At 43.4% G+C, this 23,653-nt stretch carries 20 protein-coding genes; 8 read left to right on the forward strand and 12 right to left on the reverse strand.

Translation table 11 applies throughout. From position 1 onward, the window contains the following. Window positions 1-36: 36 nt before the first annotated feature. Window positions 37-1,203 carry an oligogalacturonate lyase family protein gene (locus LRQ06_RS13015; protein WP_232766969.1) on the forward strand — a complete coding sequence of 389 codons (1,167 nt, stop codon included), beginning with the start codon at window positions 37-39 and terminating at the stop codon, window positions 1,201-1,203. Window positions 1,204-1,264: 61 nt separating this feature from the next. Here the strand turns inward: LRQ06_RS13015 and LRQ06_RS13020 are convergent, their stop codons facing one another. The 3 genes from LRQ06_RS13020 to LRQ06_RS13030 form a co-directional block, all read right to left on the reverse strand. Continuing rightward, window positions 1,265-1,441: a hypothetical protein gene (locus LRQ06_RS13020; RefSeq protein ID WP_232766970.1), complete on the reverse strand. Its 177-nt coding sequence runs from the start codon at window positions 1,439-1,441 to the stop codon at window positions 1,265-1,267. A 189-nt stretch (window positions 1,442-1,630) separates the two neighbouring features. Next, window positions 1,631-3,553, reverse strand: coding sequence for a methyl-accepting chemotaxis protein (locus LRQ06_RS13025; RefSeq protein ID WP_232766972.1), 1,923 nt, complete (start codon window positions 3,551-3,553; stop codon window positions 1,631-1,633). 154 nt (window positions 3,554-3,707) lie between these two features. Further along, a complete protein-coding gene (locus LRQ06_RS13030) occupies window positions 3,708-4,310 on the reverse strand; it encodes a LysE family translocator (protein ID WP_232766973.1) in 603 nt (200 codons plus the stop codon). Between the two features lie 112 nt (window positions 4,311-4,422). Here LRQ06_RS13030 and LRQ06_RS13035 point away from each other — a divergent pair, with 112 nt between their 5' ends. Continuing rightward, window positions 4,423-5,829 (forward strand): aminotransferase-like domain-containing protein, encoded by a 1,407-nt coding sequence (locus LRQ06_RS13035; protein ID WP_232766975.1) that lies wholly within the window; start codon window positions 4,423-4,425, stop codon window positions 5,827-5,829. Window positions 5,830-5,838: 9 nt separating this feature from the next. Here LRQ06_RS13035 and LRQ06_RS13040 read toward each other — a convergent pair whose 3' ends face one another. Then, entirely contained in the window at window positions 5,839-6,471 is a 633-nt protein-coding gene (locus LRQ06_RS13040) for a LysE family translocator (RefSeq protein WP_232766977.1), read from the reverse strand. Between the two features lie 116 nt (window positions 6,472-6,587). Between LRQ06_RS13040 and LRQ06_RS13045 the strand changes: the two genes are divergently transcribed. Both LRQ06_RS13045 and LRQ06_RS13050 read left to right on the forward strand, forming a co-directional pair. Beyond that, the gene (locus LRQ06_RS13045) at window positions 6,588-7,493 is read left to right on the forward strand and encodes a LysR family transcriptional regulator (RefSeq protein ID WP_232766978.1); all 906 of its coding nucleotides are present in this window, start codon (window positions 6,588-6,590) and stop codon (window positions 7,491-7,493) included. A 15-nt stretch (window positions 7,494-7,508) separates the two neighbouring features. Further along, complete coding sequence (locus LRQ06_RS13050) at window positions 7,509-7,991, forward strand: HAD family hydrolase (protein WP_232766980.1); 483 nt, start codon at window positions 7,509-7,511, stop codon at window positions 7,989-7,991. On the opposite strand, the gene LRQ06_RS13055 is transcribed toward LRQ06_RS13050, so the two are convergent. From LRQ06_RS13055 to LRQ06_RS13080, 6 genes are read right to left on the reverse strand one after another with little or no spacing between them, the layout of a single operon-like run. Further along, window positions 7,988-8,596 (reverse strand): CDP-alcohol phosphatidyltransferase family protein, encoded by a 609-nt coding sequence (locus LRQ06_RS13055; protein WP_232766981.1) that lies wholly within the window; start codon window positions 8,594-8,596, stop codon window positions 7,988-7,990. The two genes, LRQ06_RS13050 and LRQ06_RS13055, sit on opposite strands and share 4 nt — an antisense overlap. Next, a complete protein-coding gene (locus LRQ06_RS13060) occupies window positions 8,590-9,294 on the reverse strand; it encodes an ATP-binding cassette domain-containing protein (protein ID WP_232766982.1) in 705 nt (234 codons plus the stop codon). The genes LRQ06_RS13055 and LRQ06_RS13060 overlap by 7 nt, the downstream gene beginning before the upstream one ends. Beyond that, complete coding sequence (locus LRQ06_RS13065) at window positions 9,269-10,927, reverse strand: ABC transporter permease (RefSeq protein ID WP_232766983.1); 1,659 nt, start codon at window positions 10,925-10,927, stop codon at window positions 9,269-9,271. Before LRQ06_RS13065 ends, LRQ06_RS13060 begins: the two co-directional genes overlap by 26 nt. 45 nt (window positions 10,928-10,972) lie before the next feature. Beyond that, entirely contained in the window at window positions 10,973-12,136 is a 1,164-nt protein-coding gene (locus tag LRQ06_RS13070) for an ABC transporter substrate-binding protein (RefSeq protein WP_232766984.1), read from the reverse strand. Window positions 12,137-12,176: 40 nt separating this feature from the next. Next, on the reverse strand, window positions 12,177-14,348 hold the full coding sequence (locus LRQ06_RS13075) for a dihydrolipoyl dehydrogenase family protein (protein ID WP_232766985.1): 2,172 nt from the start codon (window positions 14,346-14,348) through the stop codon (window positions 12,177-12,179). A 12-nt stretch (window positions 14,349-14,360) separates the two neighbouring features. Next, window positions 14,361-14,951, reverse strand: coding sequence for a carboxymuconolactone decarboxylase family protein (locus LRQ06_RS13080; protein WP_232766986.1), 591 nt, complete (start codon window positions 14,949-14,951; stop codon window positions 14,361-14,363). A gap of 250 nt (window positions 14,952-15,201) precedes the next feature. On the opposite strand from LRQ06_RS13080, the gene LRQ06_RS13085 reads away from it, so the two are divergent. The 4 genes from LRQ06_RS13085 (at window position 15,202) to LRQ06_RS13100 (ending at window position 21,497) form a co-directional block, all read left to right on the forward strand. Further along, on the forward strand, window positions 15,202-15,918 hold the full coding sequence (locus LRQ06_RS13085) for an SDR family oxidoreductase (protein WP_232766987.1): 717 nt from the start codon (window positions 15,202-15,204) through the stop codon (window positions 15,916-15,918). 251 nt (window positions 15,919-16,169) lie between these two features. Continuing rightward, the gene (locus LRQ06_RS13090; protein ID WP_232766988.1) at window positions 16,170-18,599 is read left to right on the forward strand and encodes an EAL domain-containing protein; all 2,430 of its coding nucleotides are present in this window, start codon (window positions 16,170-16,172) and stop codon (window positions 18,597-18,599) included. Between the two features lie 715 nt (window positions 18,600-19,314). Next, a complete protein-coding gene (locus tag LRQ06_RS13095) occupies window positions 19,315-19,644 on the forward strand; it encodes a darcynin family protein (protein WP_232766990.1) in 330 nt (109 codons plus the stop codon). 212 nt (window positions 19,645-19,856) lie between these two features. After that, on the forward strand, window positions 19,857-21,497 hold the full coding sequence (locus LRQ06_RS13100; RefSeq protein ID WP_232766992.1) for an EAL domain-containing protein: 1,641 nt from the start codon (window positions 19,857-19,859) through the stop codon (window positions 21,495-21,497). On the opposite strand, the gene LRQ06_RS13105 is transcribed toward LRQ06_RS13100, so the two are convergent. Both LRQ06_RS13105 and rarD read right to left on the reverse strand, forming a co-directional pair. Beyond that, entirely contained in the window at window positions 21,444-22,055 is a 612-nt protein-coding gene (locus LRQ06_RS13105) for a cache domain-containing protein (protein WP_232766994.1), read from the reverse strand. The two genes, LRQ06_RS13100 and LRQ06_RS13105, sit on opposite strands and share 54 nt — an antisense overlap. 161 nt (window positions 22,056-22,216) lie before the next feature. After that, entirely contained in the window at window positions 22,217-23,212 is a 996-nt protein-coding gene (gene rarD, locus LRQ06_RS13110; protein WP_232766996.1) for an EamA family transporter RarD, read from the reverse strand. Window positions 23,213-23,653: the final 441 nt, after the last annotated feature.

The raw sequence follows: 23,653 nt of genomic DNA on the forward strand, positions 1-23,653 counted from the left end.
TGCCTGTGAGCGGGCAACCATTTGTGGAGATGTATTATGGCTAAAGGTGATGTGATTACACTCAACTTTGAAACATTTGTTGATAGTGATACAGAGGTAAAAGTAACGCGTTTAACACCAACAAACGTTATTTGTCACCGTAACTATTTTTACCAGAAGTGTTTTACTCAGGATGGTAGCAAGCTGTTGTTTGCCGGGGATTTTGATGGCAACCGCAACTACTACCTGGTGAATCTTGAGACACAGCAGGCGGTTCAGCTAACCGAAGGGAAAGGGGACAATACGTTCGGTGGCTTTATTTCGACCGATGACCGCTCTTTTTTCTACGTGAAAAATGAACTGAACCTGATGCAGGTTGATCTGGAAACATTAGAAGAAAAGATCGTATATACCGTTGATGACAAATGGAAAGGCTATGGCACCTGGGTCGCTAACTCTGAGTGTACGAAGCTGGTGGGTATTGAAATCCTTAAAGAGGATTGGCAACCCCTGACATCGTGGGAAAAATTTGCAGAGTTCTATCATACCAATCCGACTTGCCGGCTGATTAAAGTAGATATTGAAAGTGGTGAGCTGGAAGTCGTGCATCAGGATACGTCATGGCTGGGTCACCCGATTTATCGTCCGTTTGATGATTCCACCGTTGGCTTCTGCCACGAAGGGCCTCACGATCTGGTCGACGCCAGAATGTGGCTTGTGAATGAAAACGGCAGCGATGTACGTAAAATCAAAGAACATGCGGAAGGGGAATCCTGCACGCACGAATTCTGGATTCCGGATGGCAGTGCAATGGCTTACGTTTCTTACTTTAAGGGACAAACTGACCGTGTGATTTATAAAGCCAACCCGGATACGTTAGAGAATGAAGAAGTCATGGTGATGCCACCTTGTTCTCACCTGATGAGTAATTATGATGGTTCATTAATGGTCGGTGATGGTTGTAATGCGCCGGTTGATGTATCGGATGCAGATAGCTACAACATTGAAAATGATCCGTTTTTGTACATATTGAATACCAAAACGAAATCAGCACATAAATTATGCAAACACAGCACATCATGGGATGTTCTCGATGGCGATCGTCAGATCACTCACCCTCACCCATCGTTTACACCAAATGATAAAGGGGTTTTGTTTACCAGTGATTTTCAGGGTGTACCCGCGATTTATATCGCAGATATGCCTGAGTCATTAAAAGCGTAAACCTCTCTACCATTCAGTCCCCGGAGTTTTGCCTCATTCTCCGGGGACTGATCTCCTGAGATTATTTTCTTTTTATATCTGAAGGAATACCGGGATCTGCAGATTCTTCAGGTGTTAAGTTGTCTTTTTCTTGTTTTTCGTGCTCATGCATCGCTTTAATCAGTTGCCGATCCAGTTCGGCAAAGAACCGGTCCTCCTCTGCCTGACCTCTTAACCTGAGTTTGTCTGTAAAGTCCATCAGAAGGTACCTCTTATTTTACCTACTGATATAAGTATAGATAACGTTTGAGGTAACGATTTTATTTTCGATATTTTATCAGAGAAAGAAGTGTGGTCTGACGCACTTTTTATAATGAGAAAAATCCAGTGTTGTTTTTTAATCCCGCCGTAGCGGGATTTTTATATTTCAGGAAGATGAATAACGATTTTATCGGTTAACTTTGAAATGACTCATGTGTTGACTCAATTGTTGAGCCAGTACTCTGAGCTCCTGACTGGCATTCTCTGATTGTTCACACGTATCTACTGTTTGCGTGACAGCATCGTTGATATTTGCGATGTTGCGATTAATTTCATCTGAAACTGACACCTGTTCATTTGCTGCACTGGCAATTTGAATGTTCATTGCATTGATGGTGTCAACCGTGGAGGTAATTTCCTGTAACGATGTTCCTGCCTGTTCTGCCTGTTCGACGGAGTAACGAGAGCTATCAATGCTGTTTTGCATAACGCTGACAGCCTGTTTGGAGCCCTGTTGTAACTGCTCGATAATATGCTGAATCTCTTCGGTTGATTGCTGAGTCCGACTGGCCAGAGCACGGACTTCATCGGCGACGACTGCAAATCCGCGTCCCTGCTCTCCGGCACGAGCAGCTTCAATTGCGGCGTTGAGAGCTAACAGATTAGTTTGCTCTGCAATACTGCGGATAACCTCCAGTACCGTATCAATATCTGTACTTTGCTGCTCCAGTTGTTTCAGTACTTTTCCGGTTTGCTCAATGTCTTCTGACAGATTATTGATACTATTAATGACTGACTCTACGTCAGATTGCCCATGCATACTCGCTTTATTGGCTTTTTCGGTTGCTTCTGCTGCTTCTGATGCACTTTGCGCTACTTCCTGAACGGTTGCGACCATTTCATTCATCGCTGTGGCGACCAGTTCAGTTTCCTGTTGCTGGCGCTGGATATTATTTCCGGTTTGTTCTGTCACCTGAGACAGTTTTTCAGCCGACGAATTCAGAGATTGAGAAACCAGATTCGCTTCAACGACCGTATCATGTACTTTGCTTACAAAGTAATTAAACTGACGGGCGAGTTCGCCAACCTCATCTTTTGCTCTGTCATTCAGCCGTGAGGTCAGATCGCCGTCACCATGGGCAATGTCTGCCATGGCCTCTGTTGCCCGGTTGATTGGGTTTGTTATCCCGCGGGCGATAAAGTAGGCTGCAATTAAGCCAAGAATCAGTGTGATAATTGTTCCCGTAATGGTTTCGTATATCAGTCCGTGCTCTGTTTCTAGGTTATGACTCCTGTCCATGGCGATTTCAATAACGGCGATCGGATTTCCCGAGTAGTCCGGGATAACTTTGAGGTAGGTTGCCAGTGGTGTGCCTTTCAGTTCTGTTTTTCCTTGCATGTAATCTTCTCGCCCGTCAAATACGGCCTGAATATCGGCTTTATTGCTGAGCATAACACCACCGGTCGTAGAGGCAAATGTGTTAATTTTTCCTGAATTGAATGTGTAGAGATTGATGTCAACGCCAAAGGTATGTTTGAACTGATCAAAAAAGGTTTGATCAAATGACATACCGAATTCAACCGAGCCAAGATGGTTATGTTGATAATTGACCGGGACAATACCACGGATGCCAATTCCTGCTATGCCTTTTTCCAGTCCCATAATGGTTTTTTTTGACTGATTGGCTTTAACAACAGTCTTACGAAAAGGGGTAAGGTCATCCCCAAATTTTGCAGGCTTATGTGCCCGGAAAAAAGACGTTGCCGGTGGTGTATGAAACTGGAATTGTCTTACACCATATTCTTGTTCAAGGGTTTTAAACATAGGTACAGTAAGTTTAGCCAGTGACTTCCGGTCTCTGTTGGCAAAGCTGCGTTGTATCCCCGGAGTCAGTGAAATAACTTTCGCCAGTCCTGTTGCCAGGTTTCCATTACTTTCAATCCTTGCAAGGGCAATATTGTAAAGTACTTTCAGTTCTCTCATTTCGGCTGTCCATAAAGCATTTTTAGATTTAGTCAGTGCCATTGTGATCGTTAATGCTGAAACCAGAATCATCAGCAGACTGATAGCAGCCATTACCCTCGTTTTTATTTTAAACTGATCAAACATACTGTTTCCTTTTATGTTTTGTGTTCCCTTTTAGTATCGGTAAGTTTTTCTATTTATTAATCTATCAGTTTAATTCGTTTGATCTATGACAAATTTTTATAAGTGAAAGCATGCTTATAAAACTTAGCTCACAAAAAATCCCACCAAAGCGGGATTAATAAAATATCAGCGGTAACGTGGTTAACAGCAATGCTCCCATAATGATGTTGAAAAGGCGGTTATAGGCCGGTTTCTGAAGCTTATTTGACACCAGCTTGCCAATGGTTATCCACATAAAGGTGCCGGGAATGGTGGCGGTGTTAAACATCACGATGCCTAACAGAGCGGATGGCCAGAATAAGTCGCCGCTTAATGTAAACACTGAACTGGCGGTTATCAGACTTGCCCAGGATTTGGGATTGACGACCTGAAAGGCCGCCGCCTGAATGATGCCCATGGGCTTTGCGTTGTGGTTGACGGTGTGTACTTTTGCCAGCGCAATTTTTAATGCCATGTAGATGATATACCCCGAGGCCACATACGTGCACACGGTGTGCATGACCGGCCAGTGTTTAAATAGTTCGCCCAGCCCGGAAAGAATCGTCAGATGAAGGAGTGTCATACCACAGCGGATTCCCAATACGTGTGGGAGCGTTTTTCGGATACCGAACTGAGCACCGGAATGGGCCAGCAAAATATTATTTGGCCCCGGTGTCACCGTGCTGATAAAGCAAAAAAGCATAATAGAAGGCAGGATATTGAATAGTGCACTGTCCATAGTGTCTCCTGAAAGAGTGAGTTTAAAAATCAAATTGTATTAATACAATATTAAGCGTATTCTTATTTGTACCTTTTCATATGATACAAATTTGATCAATAAATTTATTGTTATGAATACAATTGAAGCCATCAGCACGGACCAATTTCAACAGGCCTGTATGCAGTACCCAAAATATCAGGCGCTGGCATGGGTGATTGAGCAGGCGATCCATGAAGGCAAGCTGGTTAATAAGCAAAAATTACCTGCTCAGCGGTTATTGGCTGACGCATTGGGCATTACCCACGGGACAGTGACCAGAGCGTATGCGCTGCTTGAAAAGAAAGGGATAGTCACGGCAAGACTTGGGGCCGGAACCTATGTCCATTTGCCGGGGGCGGCTTCGGACGGGGTAAAGAACCGGGCTGGAATCAAAGAATACGATTTTGCATCGAGTATGCAGCCGATGCTTGGTCAGCCCATGTTGATTAAACAGGCTTTGGTTGATTTGTCTGGCGATCTGAGTGCAATTGAGGATGTCATGACGTATGCGTATCAGGGACTGGATCGGCACAAACGCGCATTTTGCTCCTGGTTTGCGTCAAAAAATATCAATGCGGAACTGTCGGATATTTGTTTTACCAACGGGGCACAGCAAAGTATTTTTACCTGCATGCAACTGCTTACCAACCGTGATGATTGGATTTTGCATGAAGAATTAACCTATCCGGGGGTGCTGCATGCGGCTCAGGCCTGCCAGGTGAAAACGGCGGGGGTTCCTTTTGCTGAGGGCGGCCTGGATTTGCAGATGCTGGAGCAATATTGTCAGCAATATCAGCCCAGACTGTTGTATCTCACACCCAACATGCAAAATCCGACGAACATCAGATACTCAGACGATCAGTTGAACCACTTTGTCGCGCTGAGCCGGAAATACCAATTTTACATTTTAGAAGATGATGTCAATTACTGCTTACCGGAAGACTGGCGGTTACCTTTGCAGCAGCGTGCCCCTGACCGCGTGTTTTATCTGACCAGCCTGTCAAAATATGTGGCCGGGGGACTGCGTATTGCCTGTACTCTTGTGCCGGAACAGTGGCAGAAGACGTTTAATGAATCTATACACAGTCAGTGCTGGATGATTCCATCACTGAATTTTGAGCTGGCCAGCCGTTTTCTTGGCAGTGATGATTTCAGGCAGAATCAGGCGTATTTAGCCGGTGAGATGCGTTATCGTCAGCAGGCGTTTTCATCAATGGCACAGCGCCATGGCCTGATAACCCGTAGTGGGGGGCTGAATATCTGGCTTACCCTGCCGGAGGATATCAATATCAATCAGTTTCAACGTTTGTTGATAACACAGGGTATCAAAGTCAGGCCGGCCGATTTGTTTCAACCCGCTCATTCGGCACCGCCTCAGGAATATGGTTTCCGGATATCGCTCGGTGGGTTTCATTCCCGGCACGATTTTGACGAAGGCGTAGCGGTGTTTGAACAGGCACTGATGCAGCTTAATCAACAGCAGGATGTGGTGATCTGACTAAGTCTTCTATTGTTGAAAGTGATGCCCTGTCAGTTCATGGAGGTTATATACGATACCACCGATTGAGATAGTCAGTAAGAACAAGGAAGTGATGAACGTAATGTGCTGTTCGTATTGTCCGGAAACCCAGCGTTTTACGGTCAGAATGTAGGCTGACATAACGGTGTAATCAAAAATGATCCAGAGGCATGAGAGTGTCATGATACTGGTCGAAAATTGCTGAGTTATCGGGATGAACTGAGGGAAAAAAGAGACAAAGAAAAGGATGTCTTTGGGATTTGAAATGCCGGTTAAAAAGCCTTTAACAAACCCACCCTTGTGCGTCGGCGTTTTTGCGGTTTTTTTGTTTCGCTGGAAGCAAGAAAGCAGGCCGGTGACAGCATTGTATCCAATGTATAACGACCCCACGATACCCAAAAGAGAAAGAAACCGGGGAGGAAGAGAGACCACGCCGGCAAGGATCAGGGTGGCGAGCGCGATCAGAAACAGGGAGGCGATATTGGCACCTACGGCGGTCACAAAGGCTTTGCGGCTGCCATGGCGTGCTGCGGTTCCGGTTATCAGGGCAATCACCGGGCCAGGTGTGGAAAGCAATAAAATAATGGCAACAACATAAGTACTGATCAGCGGAAAATTCATTGTCCTTTTCTCTCCGGAGTAGTGTGTGTTTTTTAGCATTATTACCACGGCGTCAGCTATTGAAAAACGGAAAAAACTGAGGCTTAATATGAGTAAAACTCACAATGGGATGTGTTATGACGTTGCCACCTCTCTATGCTTTAAGGGCATTTGAAGCTGCCGCTCGTCTTGGCTCGTTCAGCAAGGCTGCGAAACAACTGAATGTGACGCCTGGTGCGATCAGTCGCCATATCCGGACTCTTGAAGAATGGTTTGAGTGCGATCTCTTTACGCGTAATGGCCCTCACATTAGGGTCACCGATTCCGGCCGGGCGCTAACCGGGCAGTTGACGGAAGGCTTTTCCTGTCTGGAACGGGCCTGCGATTCGCTTCGCAGTAATCGACGGGAAATCCGTTTAAAAGCCCCGTCGACACTGACGATGCGCTGGCTTTTGGATGTGTTGACTTCGTTTCGTGAGAATTACTCAACACCGGTTGTTGAGATCACCAGTGTCTGGATGGATAAGGACGCGGTGGATTTCAGTTGTGAGCCTTATGACTGTGCCATTTTACTGGGAAACGGGCAGTTTGGTCCGGAAACGGAAAGCAGTCTTCTCTTCGAAGAGTGGCTGACTCCTGTTTGTGTTCCGGAGCTGGTCAGACAGGCACAACAGAATCTTCCGGATTGTGAGTTAATTCATCCATCTCCCGATCGCCGTGACTGGCGGCGGTGGCTGAAACGAACCGGTAAATTCAGCCAGTTAAATCTCTCCCGGGGTAAAGTCTTTGATACCCTTGAACAGGGGAATCTGGCAGCAATCCGGGGTCATGGTATTTCCGTGGGTGACGTTTTACTGAGTCAGGAAGCCATTTCTGCCGGTCAGTTGGCGTTGCCATTCAATGAGGCTGTTGCGACCGGAGAAAGTTATTATCTTGTCTGGCCGAAAGACACCACCCGCAGAGATAATATTGATTTATTCTATCACTGGCTGAAAGGGGCGGTACCCCGGAATGAACAGGAAAATATTGATTGGCTCAGATGATCAAAAGGAAAGAAAATGACAAAAGTATATCTGTTTGACTGGGGTGATACATTAATGGTGGATTTCCCTGATCTGCCGGGAAAAATGTGTGACTGGGTTAACGTTGAAATGGTAGAAGGTGCGGAAAGCGTGTTGTCGCAGTTATCGGCTAACGCCCGGATATTTATTGCGACCAATGCGGCAGAGTCCAGTGAGGATGATATACGGAAAGCGTTTGAAAGAGTGGGTTTAGCACAGTATATCACGGGATATTTTTGTAAAGCGAATCTGGGCATTGGTAAAGGCAGCCCGGAATTTTTTTATAAGATAGCTGAGATACTTGGCGTCCCGGCAGAATCAATCACTATGGTCGGGGATTCCATTAAAAACGATATTGAGCCGGCACTAAAAGCCGGGGTTGCCGCAGTTTGGTTTAATTCCCGTCAGCATACGCCGGAAATTTCCACTACCGGTTACCGGCAGATTCATTGTTTACATGAGCTTTGTTTGCGTGATTAGTCTTTTAATGTCTGATACCCGGCCCAGATTCGGGTGGCAGTCGTAATCCAGCACAGGCTGCCAAATATCCATGCAATGACGGCAAAATGGGCAGGGAATAGACAGAAAAGAATCAGACAGGCAATGGTTTCTGTCCCTTCTGTTAATCCGCCTATGTAGTACAGTGATTTCTGCCGGTACACCGGATTTTCTATGTTCCTTTTTCCTGCCATTACAGCAAAACTAAGAAAACTTGAGCCTGTGCCGATAAATGAAAAAATCAAAAAAGCGCCGGCGATGGCATTGGCGGATGGGTTTGCCAGGACAAAACCGAAAGGAATCAGTGAGTAAAAAAGAAAATCCAGCGTAATGTCAAGAAATCCCCCACAGTCTGTGATTCCCTGACGTCGGGCCAGAGCGCCATCCAGACCATCAAAAATCCGGTTGAGTAGGATAAACCCTAGAGTCCACAGGTACTGCTCCAGTATCAGGGCCGGTAATGACAGTAACCCGATAGCAAAACCGGTAACGGTAACCTGATTTGCCGTGATGCCGGTTTTGTCCAGTAATGATGATAAAGCCGATAACGGAACTCGAACCATTTTAATGGAATAACGATCTAGCATTCTGATTCCTTATGTGGATTGATATCGGTAAGCGGTTCTGTGACGGAGCGATCACCGGTTTCTTTTGCATCCCAGGGCCAGCACAGGACAACGCCATCTTCCGGTGCGTCATCCCGGTCATGCGTGACCATAATCGCGGGTATGTTTTTTGCCCGTATTTGTTCGAAAACAAGCTGGCGGAACTCGGTACGCAAAGCTTTATCCAGTTTATTGAAAGGCTCATCAAGCAGAACAGCCTGAGGTTCGGACAACAACATTCTCATCAGGCTGACTCTGGCACGCTGACCTCCTGAGATCTGCTCCGGCATATGGTCGGCCAGAGACTGCAGATCAATGGAAGCGAGTGTCTGCATGGCCTGTTCACGCCTTTTTTCTCCTTTATATTTTTTGGGTAAACCAAACATCAGGTTTTCCAGAATGTTCAGATGAGGAAACAGTAAATCATCCTGAAACAGTAAACCGATTTTACGTTCATTCGGAGGAAGGCTGACGACCGGCCTGTCATGCAGCAAAATGTTTCCTGACATTGTGAATTCCGGCGCTAAGTGACCGGCAATCGCCGCCAGTAATGTGGACTTCCCGCACCCGCTGGGCCCCATAAGTGTATAGACATCTCCGCCACCGACGGAGAAGGAAACCGGAGGAAATAACCGGGTGCTCTGATGATGAATACTAAGGTCGCTGACTGACAGAGTCATGGATTCTCCTCCGGTTGAAAAATAACGCCAGGCTGAAAAAGACAAGTGGTAATATTCCCTGAAGCAGTCCGTAAATCGCCATGACTCTACGATCCTGACCACTGCTCAGAGCGACCGCTTCTGTTGTCAGTGTGCTGATGCGCCCGGCCCCCAGCATTTGTGTCGGAAGATATTGTGCCAGACTGACGCTGATTCCGACAGCGAGGCCGAAGATAATTGCAGGCTGGACCTGTGGCCGTTTTACGTGCCACCATGTTTGCCAGGCAGTTTTCCCCAGACTGCGGCTGCACATATCCAGACGTATATCGTAACTCCGCCAGGTGCCGTCAAGAGTGAGATAGAGATAAGGAAAAACAAAGATAAGATGACTCCACATTACCCATAACTGGTAATGTTGCCCCGGGATAAGGAAGGTTGAGACCTGAATACCAAAAAGCAGGGATAATTGCGGTGTAATAAGCGGTATTGTAAACAGCCAGACAGGCAGTCCCCGATGGTATTTACTACGGAATTCAAGACACGAAACAACCAGGATCAGTGCCAGAATGGAGCTGACCGTTGCATAAAAAAGGCTGTTTCCGATAAGTGTGATGATGTTCGATAGTTCCTGCTCCCAGAACCGGGAGCTTAGCTGAGACGGTAACAGTGCCGGGAAACGCCAGCGGAGAGCAAAAGACCATAAGATCAATATGGGGAAGGTGAACAGCGGAATGAACAGGAAAAAAGGCAACCGGGGTGGTTTTGTTTTTTCATGTCGCCGTTTGTTCGATGAGGCACCGCTGGTTTGCCATTGTCTGCATTTTTGTAAGATGAACCATTCCACGCTGCGCATAAGACATAATACCATTGCGGTCAGTCCCAACATCAGCAATGCGCCTGCTGCGGCGCGGGGAAGAAAGAAAATATCCGGTTCATTGAACCATTGCCAGAGGACCACCGCTAAAGTAGGAGGCCGGGTAGGTCCTAAAATAAGCGCAACATCCACCACGGAAAGCCCGTAGGCCGCAACCGCAAACAATGGTAAACGGAGTCTCGGCATCCAGAGTGGAAATATGACCATTCGCCAGCTCTCAGACCGGGTATACCCCAGGCTTTCGGATACGGCGCAAAGGCGCTGGACATTGAGCTGACGTAAAACCGGGATGCTCATGATCAGCAGAAAAGGGGTTTCCTTGATGGCAAGCATCAGTATCAGACCGATTCCGAACGGATCTTTAATGAGATTCATCTCCCCGTCAAACGAGATTCCCATAGCTTCCAGCACCCGGAATACCCATCCTGTTGGCGATAGCAATAGAACCAGACTGATAGCCAGAGCGACATGCGGCATTGCAAGCATCGGTGATAAGCTGCTCTCCAGTTTTTCCCAGAGTGGCTTTCCCCAGTGATGGCTTAGAATGACATAGGTCAGAAAGAGTGCCAGAAGCGTACTGCTAAACCCGGTAAAAAGCGTTAAGGCAATCGATTCTGTCAGGTTTGGCCAGTCAATAATTTGCCGGAAAGCTTCTGTTCCTGGTGCCATATACCCCAGAGCAGGCAGCCATGAAATGGCCGGTAAAAAGACACCGATTACGCCAGGTATTAATGGAGCAAAGCAAAGAAGCAGAGCAGTTGTGTAAATCAGCCGAATCATAAACCTCCGGGAACAATAAGCGGATGACACAGTACGTAGAACGCATCAATGGCCATAGCGTCTCTGCCATTCTGTCTCAATAGCCAGTAACCAACTGGGATGTGGCTCTGGAATGGATTTAAATAGTTTGCTGCTCTTTTGACCGGCTTTGGCTAACACGTCTTTGTTAAGGATTGATGGATCGCCCCAGATATGTGTATCGGCTTTTCTTGCCTGAGCCTGCGGGCTTATCAAAAAATTGATGGTGACCAATGCTCCGGCTCTTGCCTTGGCGTTCCATGGAATTGCCAGGAAATGAATATTAGAAAGTGCACCCTGTTCAAAAGCATAGGTACTGGCTGTTTGGGGTAATTTCCCATTTTCTATTGCTGCTTTTGCAGCGTTGGGGTTGAAAGTAATGGCCAACAGTAATTGCCGGTCATCCAGTAACTGGATCATCTGGCTGCTACCGGACGGGAACTGTTTCCCTTGTTGCCAGGCGACCGGATTGAGCTGATCCAGATAGTGCCATAAAGGGGCTGTCACTCTGTTGAAACGGTTTTTTTCACTTTGAATATCAATGGGTTTGTATAATTCACCGGGTTCCGGTGTCAGTTCAAGTAACGCGGCTTTAAGAAAGCTGCTTCCGTGAAACTCCGGAGGCTGGGGATAGGTGATCTTCCCGGGAAACGCATTTGCCAGACTGAGTAAATCGGAAAAGCTGCGGGGGGGATTACTGAGTGTTTGGGTATCGTGGATAAAAACCAGTTGGCCGACACCCCACGGAGCTTCAAACCCTTCTGTTGGTTCGGTAAAGTCTTCAAAAACCGGGAGGGTTTTATCGACCAGCTTCCAGTTTGGTAATCTGTCGACAATCGGGCCATAGAGCAGATGATTTTTTTTCATGGACTGGAAGTTTTCACCATTGATCCAGACTAAATCGACACTGCCATCCTGATTTTTTCCGGCGGTTTTTTCTGCCAGTAAACGTTGAGTTGTTTCGGCAATATCGGTAACTTTGACATGTTTTAGCTGAACGCCATACCGGTTTTGTAGTTGTTGGTCTGCCCAGCGCAGATAGTCATTAATTTCCTGGCTGCCACCCCATGCATTAAAATAGACGGTTTGTCCTCTGGCTTCCTTTAATATGGTGTCCCAGTCCGTTAAATTCTGAGCGTTTGTAAGAGTTGATACCAGCAATACCAGCAATCCTGTGAATAATCTCTTCATTTTCTTCCTCCCTGTTTTTTATTATTTATAAGTAATTGATTTATTGGCTATGACGCATCCAGTTGTGGTATTTCTCTACTATGCGGAGTAATCCCTCAGGAGCATGCGTCTTTTTCCACTCTCCTGCGGTGTATTTTGCTGCTTCACTCATTGTGGGGTAGGGATGGATGGTTCCCAATAGTTTGTTAAGGCCTAATCCGTGTCTCATTGCCAGTGTAAATTCAGCCAACATGTCACCGGCCCGGTCTGCGACAATGGTGACACCAAGAATTTTGTCTTTACCTTTAGGCGTAATGACTTTAATAAAACCATAGTCTTCCCCATCCGTGATTGCACGGTCAAGATCGCTGAGTTTGTAGATTGTGATCTCATATTTATTTTCAAAATCAGAATGTTGTTGACGGGCTTCTGTTTCATTTATACCTACCCGGGCAAGTTCCGGAGAGGTATAGGTTACCGCAGGAAGAACCGAATAATCGGCTTTGAATTTTTTAAACTGACCGAACAGTCCGTTAACGGCGGCATACCACGCCTGATGCGCGGCAGCGTGGGTAAGCTGATACGGCCCGGAAACATCGCCAACGGCAAAAATATTAGGGTATTTGGTTTGTAAATAGTCGTTAACTTCTATGGTGCCTTTTTCTGTTGTTCCTATCCCTAGATTGTCCAGCCCGAATCCCTCAACATTGGCAACCCGGCCAAGGGCCAGCATGACGGCATCAAATGGGATGACGGACGTATTTTTTTTGGTGTCTTCCAGACAGACCTGTTGAATGGTCTGCCCGGATGGGTCATTGAGAGACTCGAACCGGACGGCTTTATAGCCGGTTTTTATGGTCACCTTGTCGTTTTCAAGACGTTGTCGAACTAACTGTGCGGCTTCGGTATCTTCACGGATCAGAAGCTGCTCTGCCATTTCTATCAGCGTAACCTGACTGCCTAACCGGCTGAAGCTCTGGGCCAGTTCGCAGCCAATAGGGCCCCCGCCAAGAACCAGTAACCGCTTGGGAAGTTCTGTGAGTGACCAGATGGTGTCCGAAGTATAATGGCGAACGTCACTGAGCCCGGGAATGGCGGGTATCAAGGGTCGCGCGCCCGTCGCAATGACAATGTTCCGGGTTGTGATTCGGGTTCCCTGAACGGAGACTTCCCAGGGGGAAAGAAGCGTCGCTTCGCCTTCAATGCAGTTCACTCCCAATTGTGTGTAACGTTCCATGCTGTCGTGAGGTTCAATGGATTTGATCACGTGATGAATCCGGTTCATGACTTTGCGGAAATCAACCTGAGCCTGCCCGGTATGAATGCCGAATTGTTCGGCATGGGCTATTTCTTTCATGGTATGGGCAGCGCGGATGAGGGCTTTTGATGGGACGCAACCGGTATTGAGACAATCACCGCCCATTTTTTCTTTTTCTATCAGGGTGACTTTTGCTTTAACGGCGGCGGCAATATAGGCACTGACCAGACCGCCGGCACCGGCACCAATGACCACCATATTCTGATCGAAACGGTTTGGTTTGGTCCAGGGGGTATAAACACGACGCTGTTGTATCCATGCCATCGTTTTTTTAGCCAGCAATGGGAATATCCCCAATAGAACCAGTGATATCAGAATCGGTGGCGACAGGATGCCACTGAGTGACTTGAGCTGTCCGATCTGGGTTCCTGCATTGACATAGACCATGGTGCCCGCCAGCATGCCTAACTGGCTGATGATGTAAAAGGTCCGGGTTTTCATGGGCGTGAGAGCCATCAGGATATTGATCAGAAAAAAAGGGAAAACGGGGATCAGGCGCAGGGTAAACAGATAAAAAGCGCCGTCTTTTTTTATGCCCTGATTCATGGCATTTAACCGATGGTGAAATTTGGTTTGTACCCAGTCGTGAAGCAGATAACGACTGACCAGAAAGGCCAGTGTTGCCCCGGCAGAGCTGGCGAAAGAAACCAGAAGCAGGCTCCACCAGAAGCCGAACAATGCCCCTCCGAGTAATGTCATGACTGCCGCGCCCGGAAGGGAAAGGGCTGTGACGATAACATAAATAACAAAATAGACCGCGCTGGATTGTAACGGATTGCCGGCGATGACCTCCTGAAGAGCGGACTGCTGACTCTTTGCATTCTCAAGCGTGAAATACTGTCCGAGGTCGAACGCATACCATGTGCCAATCAGGGCGAGAACGACTCCCAATACAATGATCTTCCGTCGGTTCATAGTTCAATCCTTTTACTGGTTTTTATGTGGTGTTGCTACGTCGTTAATTTCAGTTTGTTCCGGTTGTATGGGCAGAGAGCAAAAACCTTGCTCCGGGACATCCAGAGCCGTGTTAAATTTGGCAGACAGATTCTGAAAAGCAACCAGTGCGGTAAGTTCAATGATGGCATCGTCATCAAACCATTGGTGCAGTGCTGTGAGCATGTCATCACTGACTCGTTGACCGGTGATAGTCATGGCTTCGGTGTAACGGAGAACGGCCTGTTCCCGTTCCGTGAAAAGCGGGCTGTTTTGCCAGTCCGACAAGGCTTTGATTTTTTCGATGGAATCACAGCGTTCCGCCAGTTTCATGCCATTGGCATCTACACAGAAAGCACAGACGTTTAACTGTGAGGTTCGTACGCAGATGAGTGAGCGTAAGACATCCGGAATAGGGGAGCTTTTTCGGTCCAGATAGCCAAAGAATCCGGCGACCAGCCAGAATAATGCCGGTTTTCGTCCCCAGAGTTTTGCCGGGTTCAGCACTTTTCCGTAATGGCGTTTTTGCAACCAGAGTAATGGCCGGACAAGCAATGAATAGTCATTTTTGGTGCTGATTCTCACGTGAGTCTTCCTTGTTAACTATCTGAGGGATAAATAGTAAGTGTAATCTATTCTCATTTTTATGCAGATTGATAAGCATGTAATGCTTATGATTTTCTGAAAGTCGGATTCAGAAGATCGTCTAAGATATTTCTTTATTAGGATGTGAACAGATAAACAGTCATGATGTCATTTTTTATGAAAAGTGTAGAGTATATTGTGTGTGTTAAATCATAAATACACGTGAACTTATCTGTAATGGAATATAAGAATGGGCAAATTGAAGAATCGTAATTTTATGGTCACCGGTGCGACATCCGGTATTGGAAAAAAACTGGCTAAATATCTTATCAAATCCGGCGCAAATGTGGCACTTTGTGGTCGTTCTTCTGAAAAACTGAAAGAGTTGGTTTTTGAATTGGAAGAGTATGAAGGGAATATTTTTTATCAGTCATTTGATATCTCGGACTATGATCGTATTGTGGAATTTGTCTTACAGGCAAAGGCTCAAATCGGTGAAATTGAATTTCTTGTGAATGTTGCCGGGGTGAATTCGGCCAGAGCAAAAGTTGAAGCAATTGATATTGCGGATTTAGAGTGGATGATCAAGGTGAATATGATCGCGCCATTTGTGTTTATGAAGGAAGTGTATAATCAGTCAATGAAACCCAAAGGCAAAGGTACCATCATTAATGTTATGTCAACAGTTTGTCAGTTTAGTAATGAAGGTATTGGTGCGTATACCGCATCCAAATCCGGATTTGATGCGCTTACCGGTGTTTTCCGTAAAGAAGCAAGAGTTAACGGCGTTAAAATTTGTGGTATTTATCCGGGAGGTGTAGATAGCCCTTTCCGGGAATCAGATCGTCCGGATTATTTAGCGATAGATGATGTGGTTAATTCCATTCTCTATATGATTAATCAAAGCGACAATGCCTGTATCGATGAATTAGTCGTACGTCCAATGGTTGAGCGGAATTTTACATAAATAAGGAATGCAGTCTGTTTCATTTTTTCAGTACGACCGTGGTTTTGTGTGATATATGAATGTCGTCTAAGCTTATAAAATAATTTATTTAATTATTAGGGTTTGTTGTTTTTCGATGGTTAATTTTTGTTCACTCTGAATGGGTTTTGATCTCGATTCAGGAGATGTAGCTTAGTTATTCTAAGCAAATCGCTGCAAAAATCATCACTAAAGGTAAACAGACCCTAGAAGTACCTATGGTGTAAAATAATATGTCAGAGAAGAACGAACCGGGAGATTTTCATCATAGAAAGGAAATCTCATTTACCTGGCAATTAAATTCGGGGCAATTTCATTTAGATGATAATTTGTTTGCTCAGGCATTGGGTATCACGGTATCCATTTCTTCAATTAACGATTTTTTGAGTATATTTCCCGGTAAAGATAAACAGCTTGTTTCTGAAATGTTTAAGCAAGTCAACGATGGTCATGATCCAAAACCAATAAGAGCTTGTATTGTAACAAGAAAATCTAACGTCAGTTTAGCGCAGATTTCGGCAAAAAAAATCACCGAGAATCTTGTTGCCGGCGCTGTCATCCCAATGTTTCTCACACACACGATTGAAGATTTCGCTTCTTTTTTTCATCAAATTTTCGAGAACGATCATCGTGGCATTATTGTTACCGATGAAATGACACGTATTGTTGCCTGTAACTCCTATTTTGAAAGATCGACGGGTTACCGGCTTGATGAACTTCTTGGAAAAAAAACGTCCACGTTTAATGCCGGTAAACACGGAGAAACCTATTTCTCTGAAATGTGGGATAAGCTCAGCCAAACTGGGTTTTGGAATGGTTTAATTCTTAGTAAAGGTAAGAGTGGTGTTATTAAACCTCAGGAGCTTCTTATTCAGAGATTGGCATCCACCCGTGGGAAAATGTACTATCTGGGATTGACACAAGATCTATCCGATAAACTTTACCGGGTTGCCGGTATTGAGCATGGTGGTATTGAACTGCTTACTCAGTTACCCGGAGAAGATGAGTTTTATTCGAGAGTAAAAGATGAACTATCGGAGATAAAAGACGAGCAGGGGATGTTAGTACTTTCTTTTGTTCCTGATTTTGATGATGATTCTGAATTTGAACAGAAAAAACAGCTGGCCAGCGCGCTCGCTTATTATGAAAATGGTTACTCTGCCGGGTTTATTAAAAAAGCTATTTTTACCATTTCAATTGTCTATTCACGTAGTAAAGATAAACCCCATTCGCTTTCTATATTTGAAACGATAAAAGAGCGGTTTAGTAAGATTAAAAGCCGGGTTGACGTCGATGTGTACCGGAAAGTAATGAATTGTACCATCGGTGTTTCTGTGCTGGGGCTGGATGCCAATTCCGGTAGTAAACTGATTTCTCACTCTCTGCAGGCAATGTATGAAAAGCACACATCAAACAATAATAATATTTGTTTTTTTAGCCGGGCGCTTCATCAGAAACTGAGAAGACGGGAAGAACTGGAAGATATAATAAGGCAGTCGGTTGAAGATGAAGCTATGGAGGTATATTTTCAGCCAATTATCTCTTCTACCTTGTGGAAAGTCCGTAAGTTAGAAGCATTATGCCGTTTCCGGGATAATGATGGGGAACTGCTTAATACCGAAGAGATGATCAAAGTTGCGGAAGACATGGAGTTGGTCTCTGATTTAGATTTAGCCATTGCAGATAAAGCCATCCGGTACCGGGATGAACTTGTCGCAAAATTTGGAGAACACGTTGAGATAACCATTAATGTGTCCATTAATTCTCAGAAGCCAATAAAGCTGATCTTCAGTGATTTGATGGCTCTTTTTGAAAAACATCAGCGTCATCTCCCCTACATTAATGTTGAATTGACGGAATCAGCGTATTTTAACAGCGAGCCAACTGGCTGTGATTTACTATATGAGCTTCACAAGAAAGGGATTAAAGTGGTCATCGATGACTTCGGAACCGGCTATTCTTCTTTTTCATACCTTAAAGATAATCATTTTGACTTACTGAAGATAGATAAAAATTTTATTACTGATCTGACGGTAGGATCTCATAACTACTACATCATAAAAATGATTACCAATCTTGCTCATATACTGAATGTTGAGGTGGTAGCGGAAGGGGTAGAAACGTTACAGGAAGTGACGATCCTTAAGGATTTAAAAGTCGATTTTATGCAGGGTTTTTATTTTGAAAAACCGTTGCCGGTTAATCTTCTTTCCAGAAACATTAATTTTAAGGATGAGATAAGGGAGTTAACAGGGCTTACAGACGAAAATGTTGAGCTTTTTGTTTATCCCCCGGTGATGTCGCCAACCAATACATTACGAGAACTGAAAGAAGTCTTTGATAACAGGCATTTTCATACACTTCCGGTTGTTCTTGATAAAGATTGTGTCGGAGTGGTGACTCGAGAGCAGTTCAATTTACATGCTACCCCCACGATGGGAACGGACAGAGAAACAATGCAGGAGTTCAGGGCTCTGGATAAGATCGCCAGTGCCGTGATGACTTCTTCTGTTACCCGGGTTCACGAAACGATTAATGCCGGTGAAATTTACGAAAAAATCCGTAACCGAAATGCGTTACCCTGGGTCGTGATTAATGATGCCGGGCATTATGTAGCCATTATTGATACGACTAGCATGATCCATTATTTGAATGAACAATAAACCAGATTTGTAATAATCGTTATACCCGGTAAAAGCATTCGATTGTTTTCCGTTATTTGTATTGCGAATGGTTCTTATTTACACTTATGGTTCACCCCAAATTGTGGAGAAGTAAGGATGATAGCTGAAAATGCCGGGAAGCGGGAATTTGTTCAAGTTGAAATAGACATTAAGAAACTTGAGTTCTTATTGAATCAGGGGCATTTATGTGTTTCTGATTTACATTGTTTAAATAGTGACAGTAAAAGATGTATTTGGGAGTTATGCCTTTCCTCCTGTTCGAAACGAATGCAGTGCCATTTCTCTGGGATTGAACATTATTCGGACAGTGAGCCGCAGTTAACCAAAATTGGATGCAAACAACACACTTGTCATGAGTTTATAAAGCAGGAGCAGATTATCAAAGTCACATAACTGGCCGGTTTGTGGCGATGGGCGAGAAATTAAGAATGTCATAACTCCCACAGTCCATTTTATAGATAAGCTTATGAGGTCTTTAGCTGTATATCATCTGTTTTTTTTAGATTTAAAACCTGAACACTCTCGTTAGAAATGGCGGGGAATCTTCATTTTAATTTGTCTCTTGTCTTATTTTATGTAATAAATACAGTTTGTTATGGTTTTTTAATGATACTTACGTATATGCGAATATTAAATGTGAATATTTCATCGTATTCTGTTTTTTAACAAAACAACAGAAAGTAAGGTGAATGCCATGACCAGAAAATACACGTTTTTTGTCCATATGAATGCCCGTCAGGAGTGGTTAAAATTAACCAGAGATGAAAGAAATGCTTATTTCGATATACTGAAAAGAGAGATTTTTTCAAAATACCCTGAAGTTTCGGTTCGTTTATTTGATGTTGAAGCTTTCAGTTCCGTATGCAGCGATATTGCTATGTACGAAACTGAAAATATTCAGGATTATTATTTTCTTATTGAAGAGTTGCGTGACAGTAAAATCTATACGGTTCCATATTTTGACATTGTTAATATCTTTCCTGCGATAGAAGATGGATTTGTCGAGTTTGAAGAATGCTCATAATCGGGGAAGATCTTCATTTTGACTATATCAGGGCTTGCATCAGGCCCTGATATAAAAGGTTTATTGTCTGTAATAAAACAGCACATTTAGAGAAATCTGTCTGCTGTTGATGCCGAATGAAGTTTGTTGAGAAAATACCCTATATTTATTGATAATTGTATCTATACTATTAAACAAGGGACGATACCAGATTGTATGGAATAATTTAATTCATGAGTGGTAATGATAACGATATTAATTTAAAAGCGATTACGTTTATTTCCTCAAAAAGTGCCGGCGCGAATATTCGAATTTATCGCTACACTACCTTGAGCGTTCTTTTTACCTTTTTACTGTCTCATTTTATTATCGTTTATAACGATTTTATGAACCTGAAATACAATGAAAATACGACATTTGAATTATTTGAGAGAGCCGCTTTTCAGGTTAAAAATACTCTGGATCTGGATATTTCAGTATCGACTCGCTGTACTGAAAAAGTTAGTAATGTTTTTAAAGATATTTTAAAGACTTACTACTATATCGGTGATATCGGTTTAGTCAGAAATGGAATGATGTCTTGTTCACTTTTTTCAGGTAAGTATCCCATTAAAGTCAGTAATGACAAGAGAAAAAATGGAGAAATAGACATTCTCCATTTTAACAATACCAAAAGTGTCTACGATAATATTGCCTTTGAACATAACGGAATTGTGGTCTTCTTATCGAAAGCTTACCTTCGGCAAGTCAATAAGTATCCATCAGGAAAGGATGGTTCAGGTATTGTCATTCATAGCAAAGACAGAAGTTTCATTTATAACTATATTGGTGATATTGATAAATACGATTTAGACTTTCTAAAAGCTTCTAATATCCATGACAGTGACTACAGTTTTTTATATAAACCCAGTCTGGCATTAGAAAGATGCAGTCGGTTTTTAAAAATATGCACTACCGCACTCGATAATCAGGTTGGTCTGTATGGTTTAAGCATTGATAAAATTATTTATTTATTTCTTTTAGGGCTGTCTGTCGGGGTTGCTGTCAGTTACATTCAACAACTAAGATATAGTGGTATTCGACATTTCCTCCGAAAATTAAAAAAAGCATTAAAAAATGAAGAGATAAGAACAGTTTATCAGCCACAGTATGCGTTATCCAGTAAGCAACTCACGGGGATTGAGGTGCTTGCACGCTGGAATGATATTGAATATGGATATGTACCACCAGACATTTTTATTACCGTATGTGAAGTTAATGGATTAACCAAAAAAATGACGAACCGGGTTATTCTGAGTGCGTTAGATGATGTGGGAGAATTGTTAAGAGCAAACAGAAACCTCACTATTTCGTTTAATATTTCAACCGATATTTTTACTGACGCTGCATTTATGGCGCAAATGTCAGAGATACTGGCCCGGTTTGATATTGCGACCAGTCAGGTGATTCTGGAAATCACAGAGAGAACAACAAGTGATCAAAGCCAATTGGTGTCGGCCCGTAAAGCGCTTCATAAATTGGGGTTTAAAATTTCCATCGACGATTTTGGTACCGGTTTTTCTAATTTGTCGTGGCTTTCGACATTAGAACCCGATGAAATAAAAATTGATAAAATGTTCACTCAATCCATTTCGTCACAAAACGTGAATACTTATGCTCTCAACGGGATTATACACATGCTTAAGGAATTAACTGTCAGCATCGTAGCGGAAGGCATTGAGACAGAGGAACAATATCGAAGTTTGAAGGACAGCCTTTCTAACGTGTCGGGTCAGGGGTGGTATTTTTCCCGGCCTGTTGATATTAAAACACTTTCGGAATTAGTACGTTCTTCTTCGATAAAAGAAAATAATAATGAGCTGAAAAAGGATTAACGGAATTCCGATTTTCATCGCAAATAAGAATGCTTTTAATTCGATCCCGGAAGAATCAATATACCGGCCATGGCCTATGACCCAACCCCACGGTTTAAGGATAAAATAACCATTTATTTTATCCTGACGTTGCCCTGTTGATGGATTGATATTGTCCGTCATTTCAAAGATAACACCACGTTCAGATTTCGATATATGCCGGATATAAGAACTTTGGAAAGAACCAATCTTTGATGGATCAATGTGGTATACAGCAACACCTTTATTATCATTCGCCCAGAAATAAAACCCCTTGTGGGATATTGATGCTAAATACCTAATGAGCTCTTCCTGTTTCTCTTTTTTAGAGAGTTTTTCCTTCTGGATAATGTCTGTGCTTTGTTTTTTTACAACATTTAAAAATCCGGTGATTTCTGCGCGGTAAACGTCTTTATAGATAGACGAAATTTGTAGGTTTGTTGAATAGGTCAGAGCGGATATCAGAGCGATATTAAACAGAAAAAAATAAATAATATTCAGAATATTGTTACGTTGTCTTACTTTTGATGTTTTAGCCATGGTGCCACACTAATTCGTTGTTAAAATCGATTGCGCTCTCTGCATTCAGATAGCGAAGATGTGGTACTTTTGTGAAGAACAGCTTTAAGTCTGTTCTTCACTTTTCTTTATAAGTTAGCATCGTCAGTGGGGATGGGCAACCCCATGTAAAGTGATTGCCTTTAGTTCTGAACAGGGGGCTCCAGAGCTGAATGATTATCTATATGTGTTTTACGCATCATTTCAACGGTTGGATAGTCCGAGGTCTGCTTCATCGTCGGATACGTAAACATATTAATTGATTGTAATACACTGTAACGACTTACCAATTGTTCTATGATGACAAAAACCAGGCCAAGCCAGATTAAGCTAAAACTTATGAGTTTAACTTCTGAACATGCTTCATGAAAGGCAAAAGTGGCAATCAGAAACTGCAGACTTGGCTCAATATATTGCATGATGCCTATAGTGCTCATTTTGGCATTTCTCAATGCCAGTGAATAAAGTAAAAGTGGCAAAATGGTGATTGGTGCAGCACCGATATAAAGTAGAAAATCTTGCAAGGGAAGAGTAAATGAAACACAACCGACTGTCTGTTCTTTGTAAAGAAGATAGATGGTAGCGACAGGTAGCATTGCAATTGCTTCGACGTACAAAGACGTTGCCCAATTGTAGCGGACGTATCTCTTGCACCAGCTATACAGAGTAAATAGTAGGGCGAGCATAAATGCAATGTATGGTACGTGCCCATATTGGAGCGACAGAAAAACGACGCCGCTTAATCCTAAAATTAATGATAAAACCATTCCATGTGAGAGTTTTTCCCGGGAAAATACTATCCCCAGTGTGGCTAAGATTAGAGGACTAATGAAAAAACCCAGACTTGCGTCCGTTGTTCTGTTATTTACGACAGCCCAGATAAAAATGTACGAAGAGGTACTAATCAGCAACGCACCAAGGATGCAGAAAAAGAGTGAACGATGATCCGCTAAAATTGCTGAGATCTGTGGCCATGACCGGTTGACTGCATATGCGATTAATCCACACAAAGGGACAGACGCAATAATACGTAAGGCAAGCAGCTCATCCATGGCTGGGTGCGATATAAATTGATAGTAAAGCGGTGAAAATCCCCAACATGCAAATGCAAACGCCGCCATTACGTTACTTAAACGCATTTCTATTCTTCTCTTCAGTGTAAAACGATGGATGGAATGGGAAAAAAGTGGCGGCATTCTAACCACTTTTATTTAAAAGTAAATAGCATTTAATGTCGAATATTAAGCTTATGTTTTTATTTTTGTTTGTTTTGTTTTTAACTTTTTGTTTTGTAATGAATAAATTATTATTTATTGGCATAAAACTTCTTTCTAAGATGTTTTTTTACATATGCTTAGTGTTCAAAATATTCGTTTAGGCTGAATCTGGTGTATAGAGGAAAATTTATATCTATTTTTCCGCTGAGCAGGGGATGTGTTTTTTCTATTTATATTAAACAATCTGGCAGTCATTAACCGGGTCAGCAATGAGCTGAAGATAAGGGTTCAGCGCCGGAATTTAAGAATGTAGCCTTTGAACTTTACAGTCAGCTATCTCAGATGGCAGATAAATGACAAAAC

This window comes from Vibrio salinus, from assembly GCF_021272385.1.
Lineage (GTDB): Bacteria > Pseudomonadota > Gammaproteobacteria > Enterobacterales > Vibrionaceae > Vibrio > Vibrio salinus.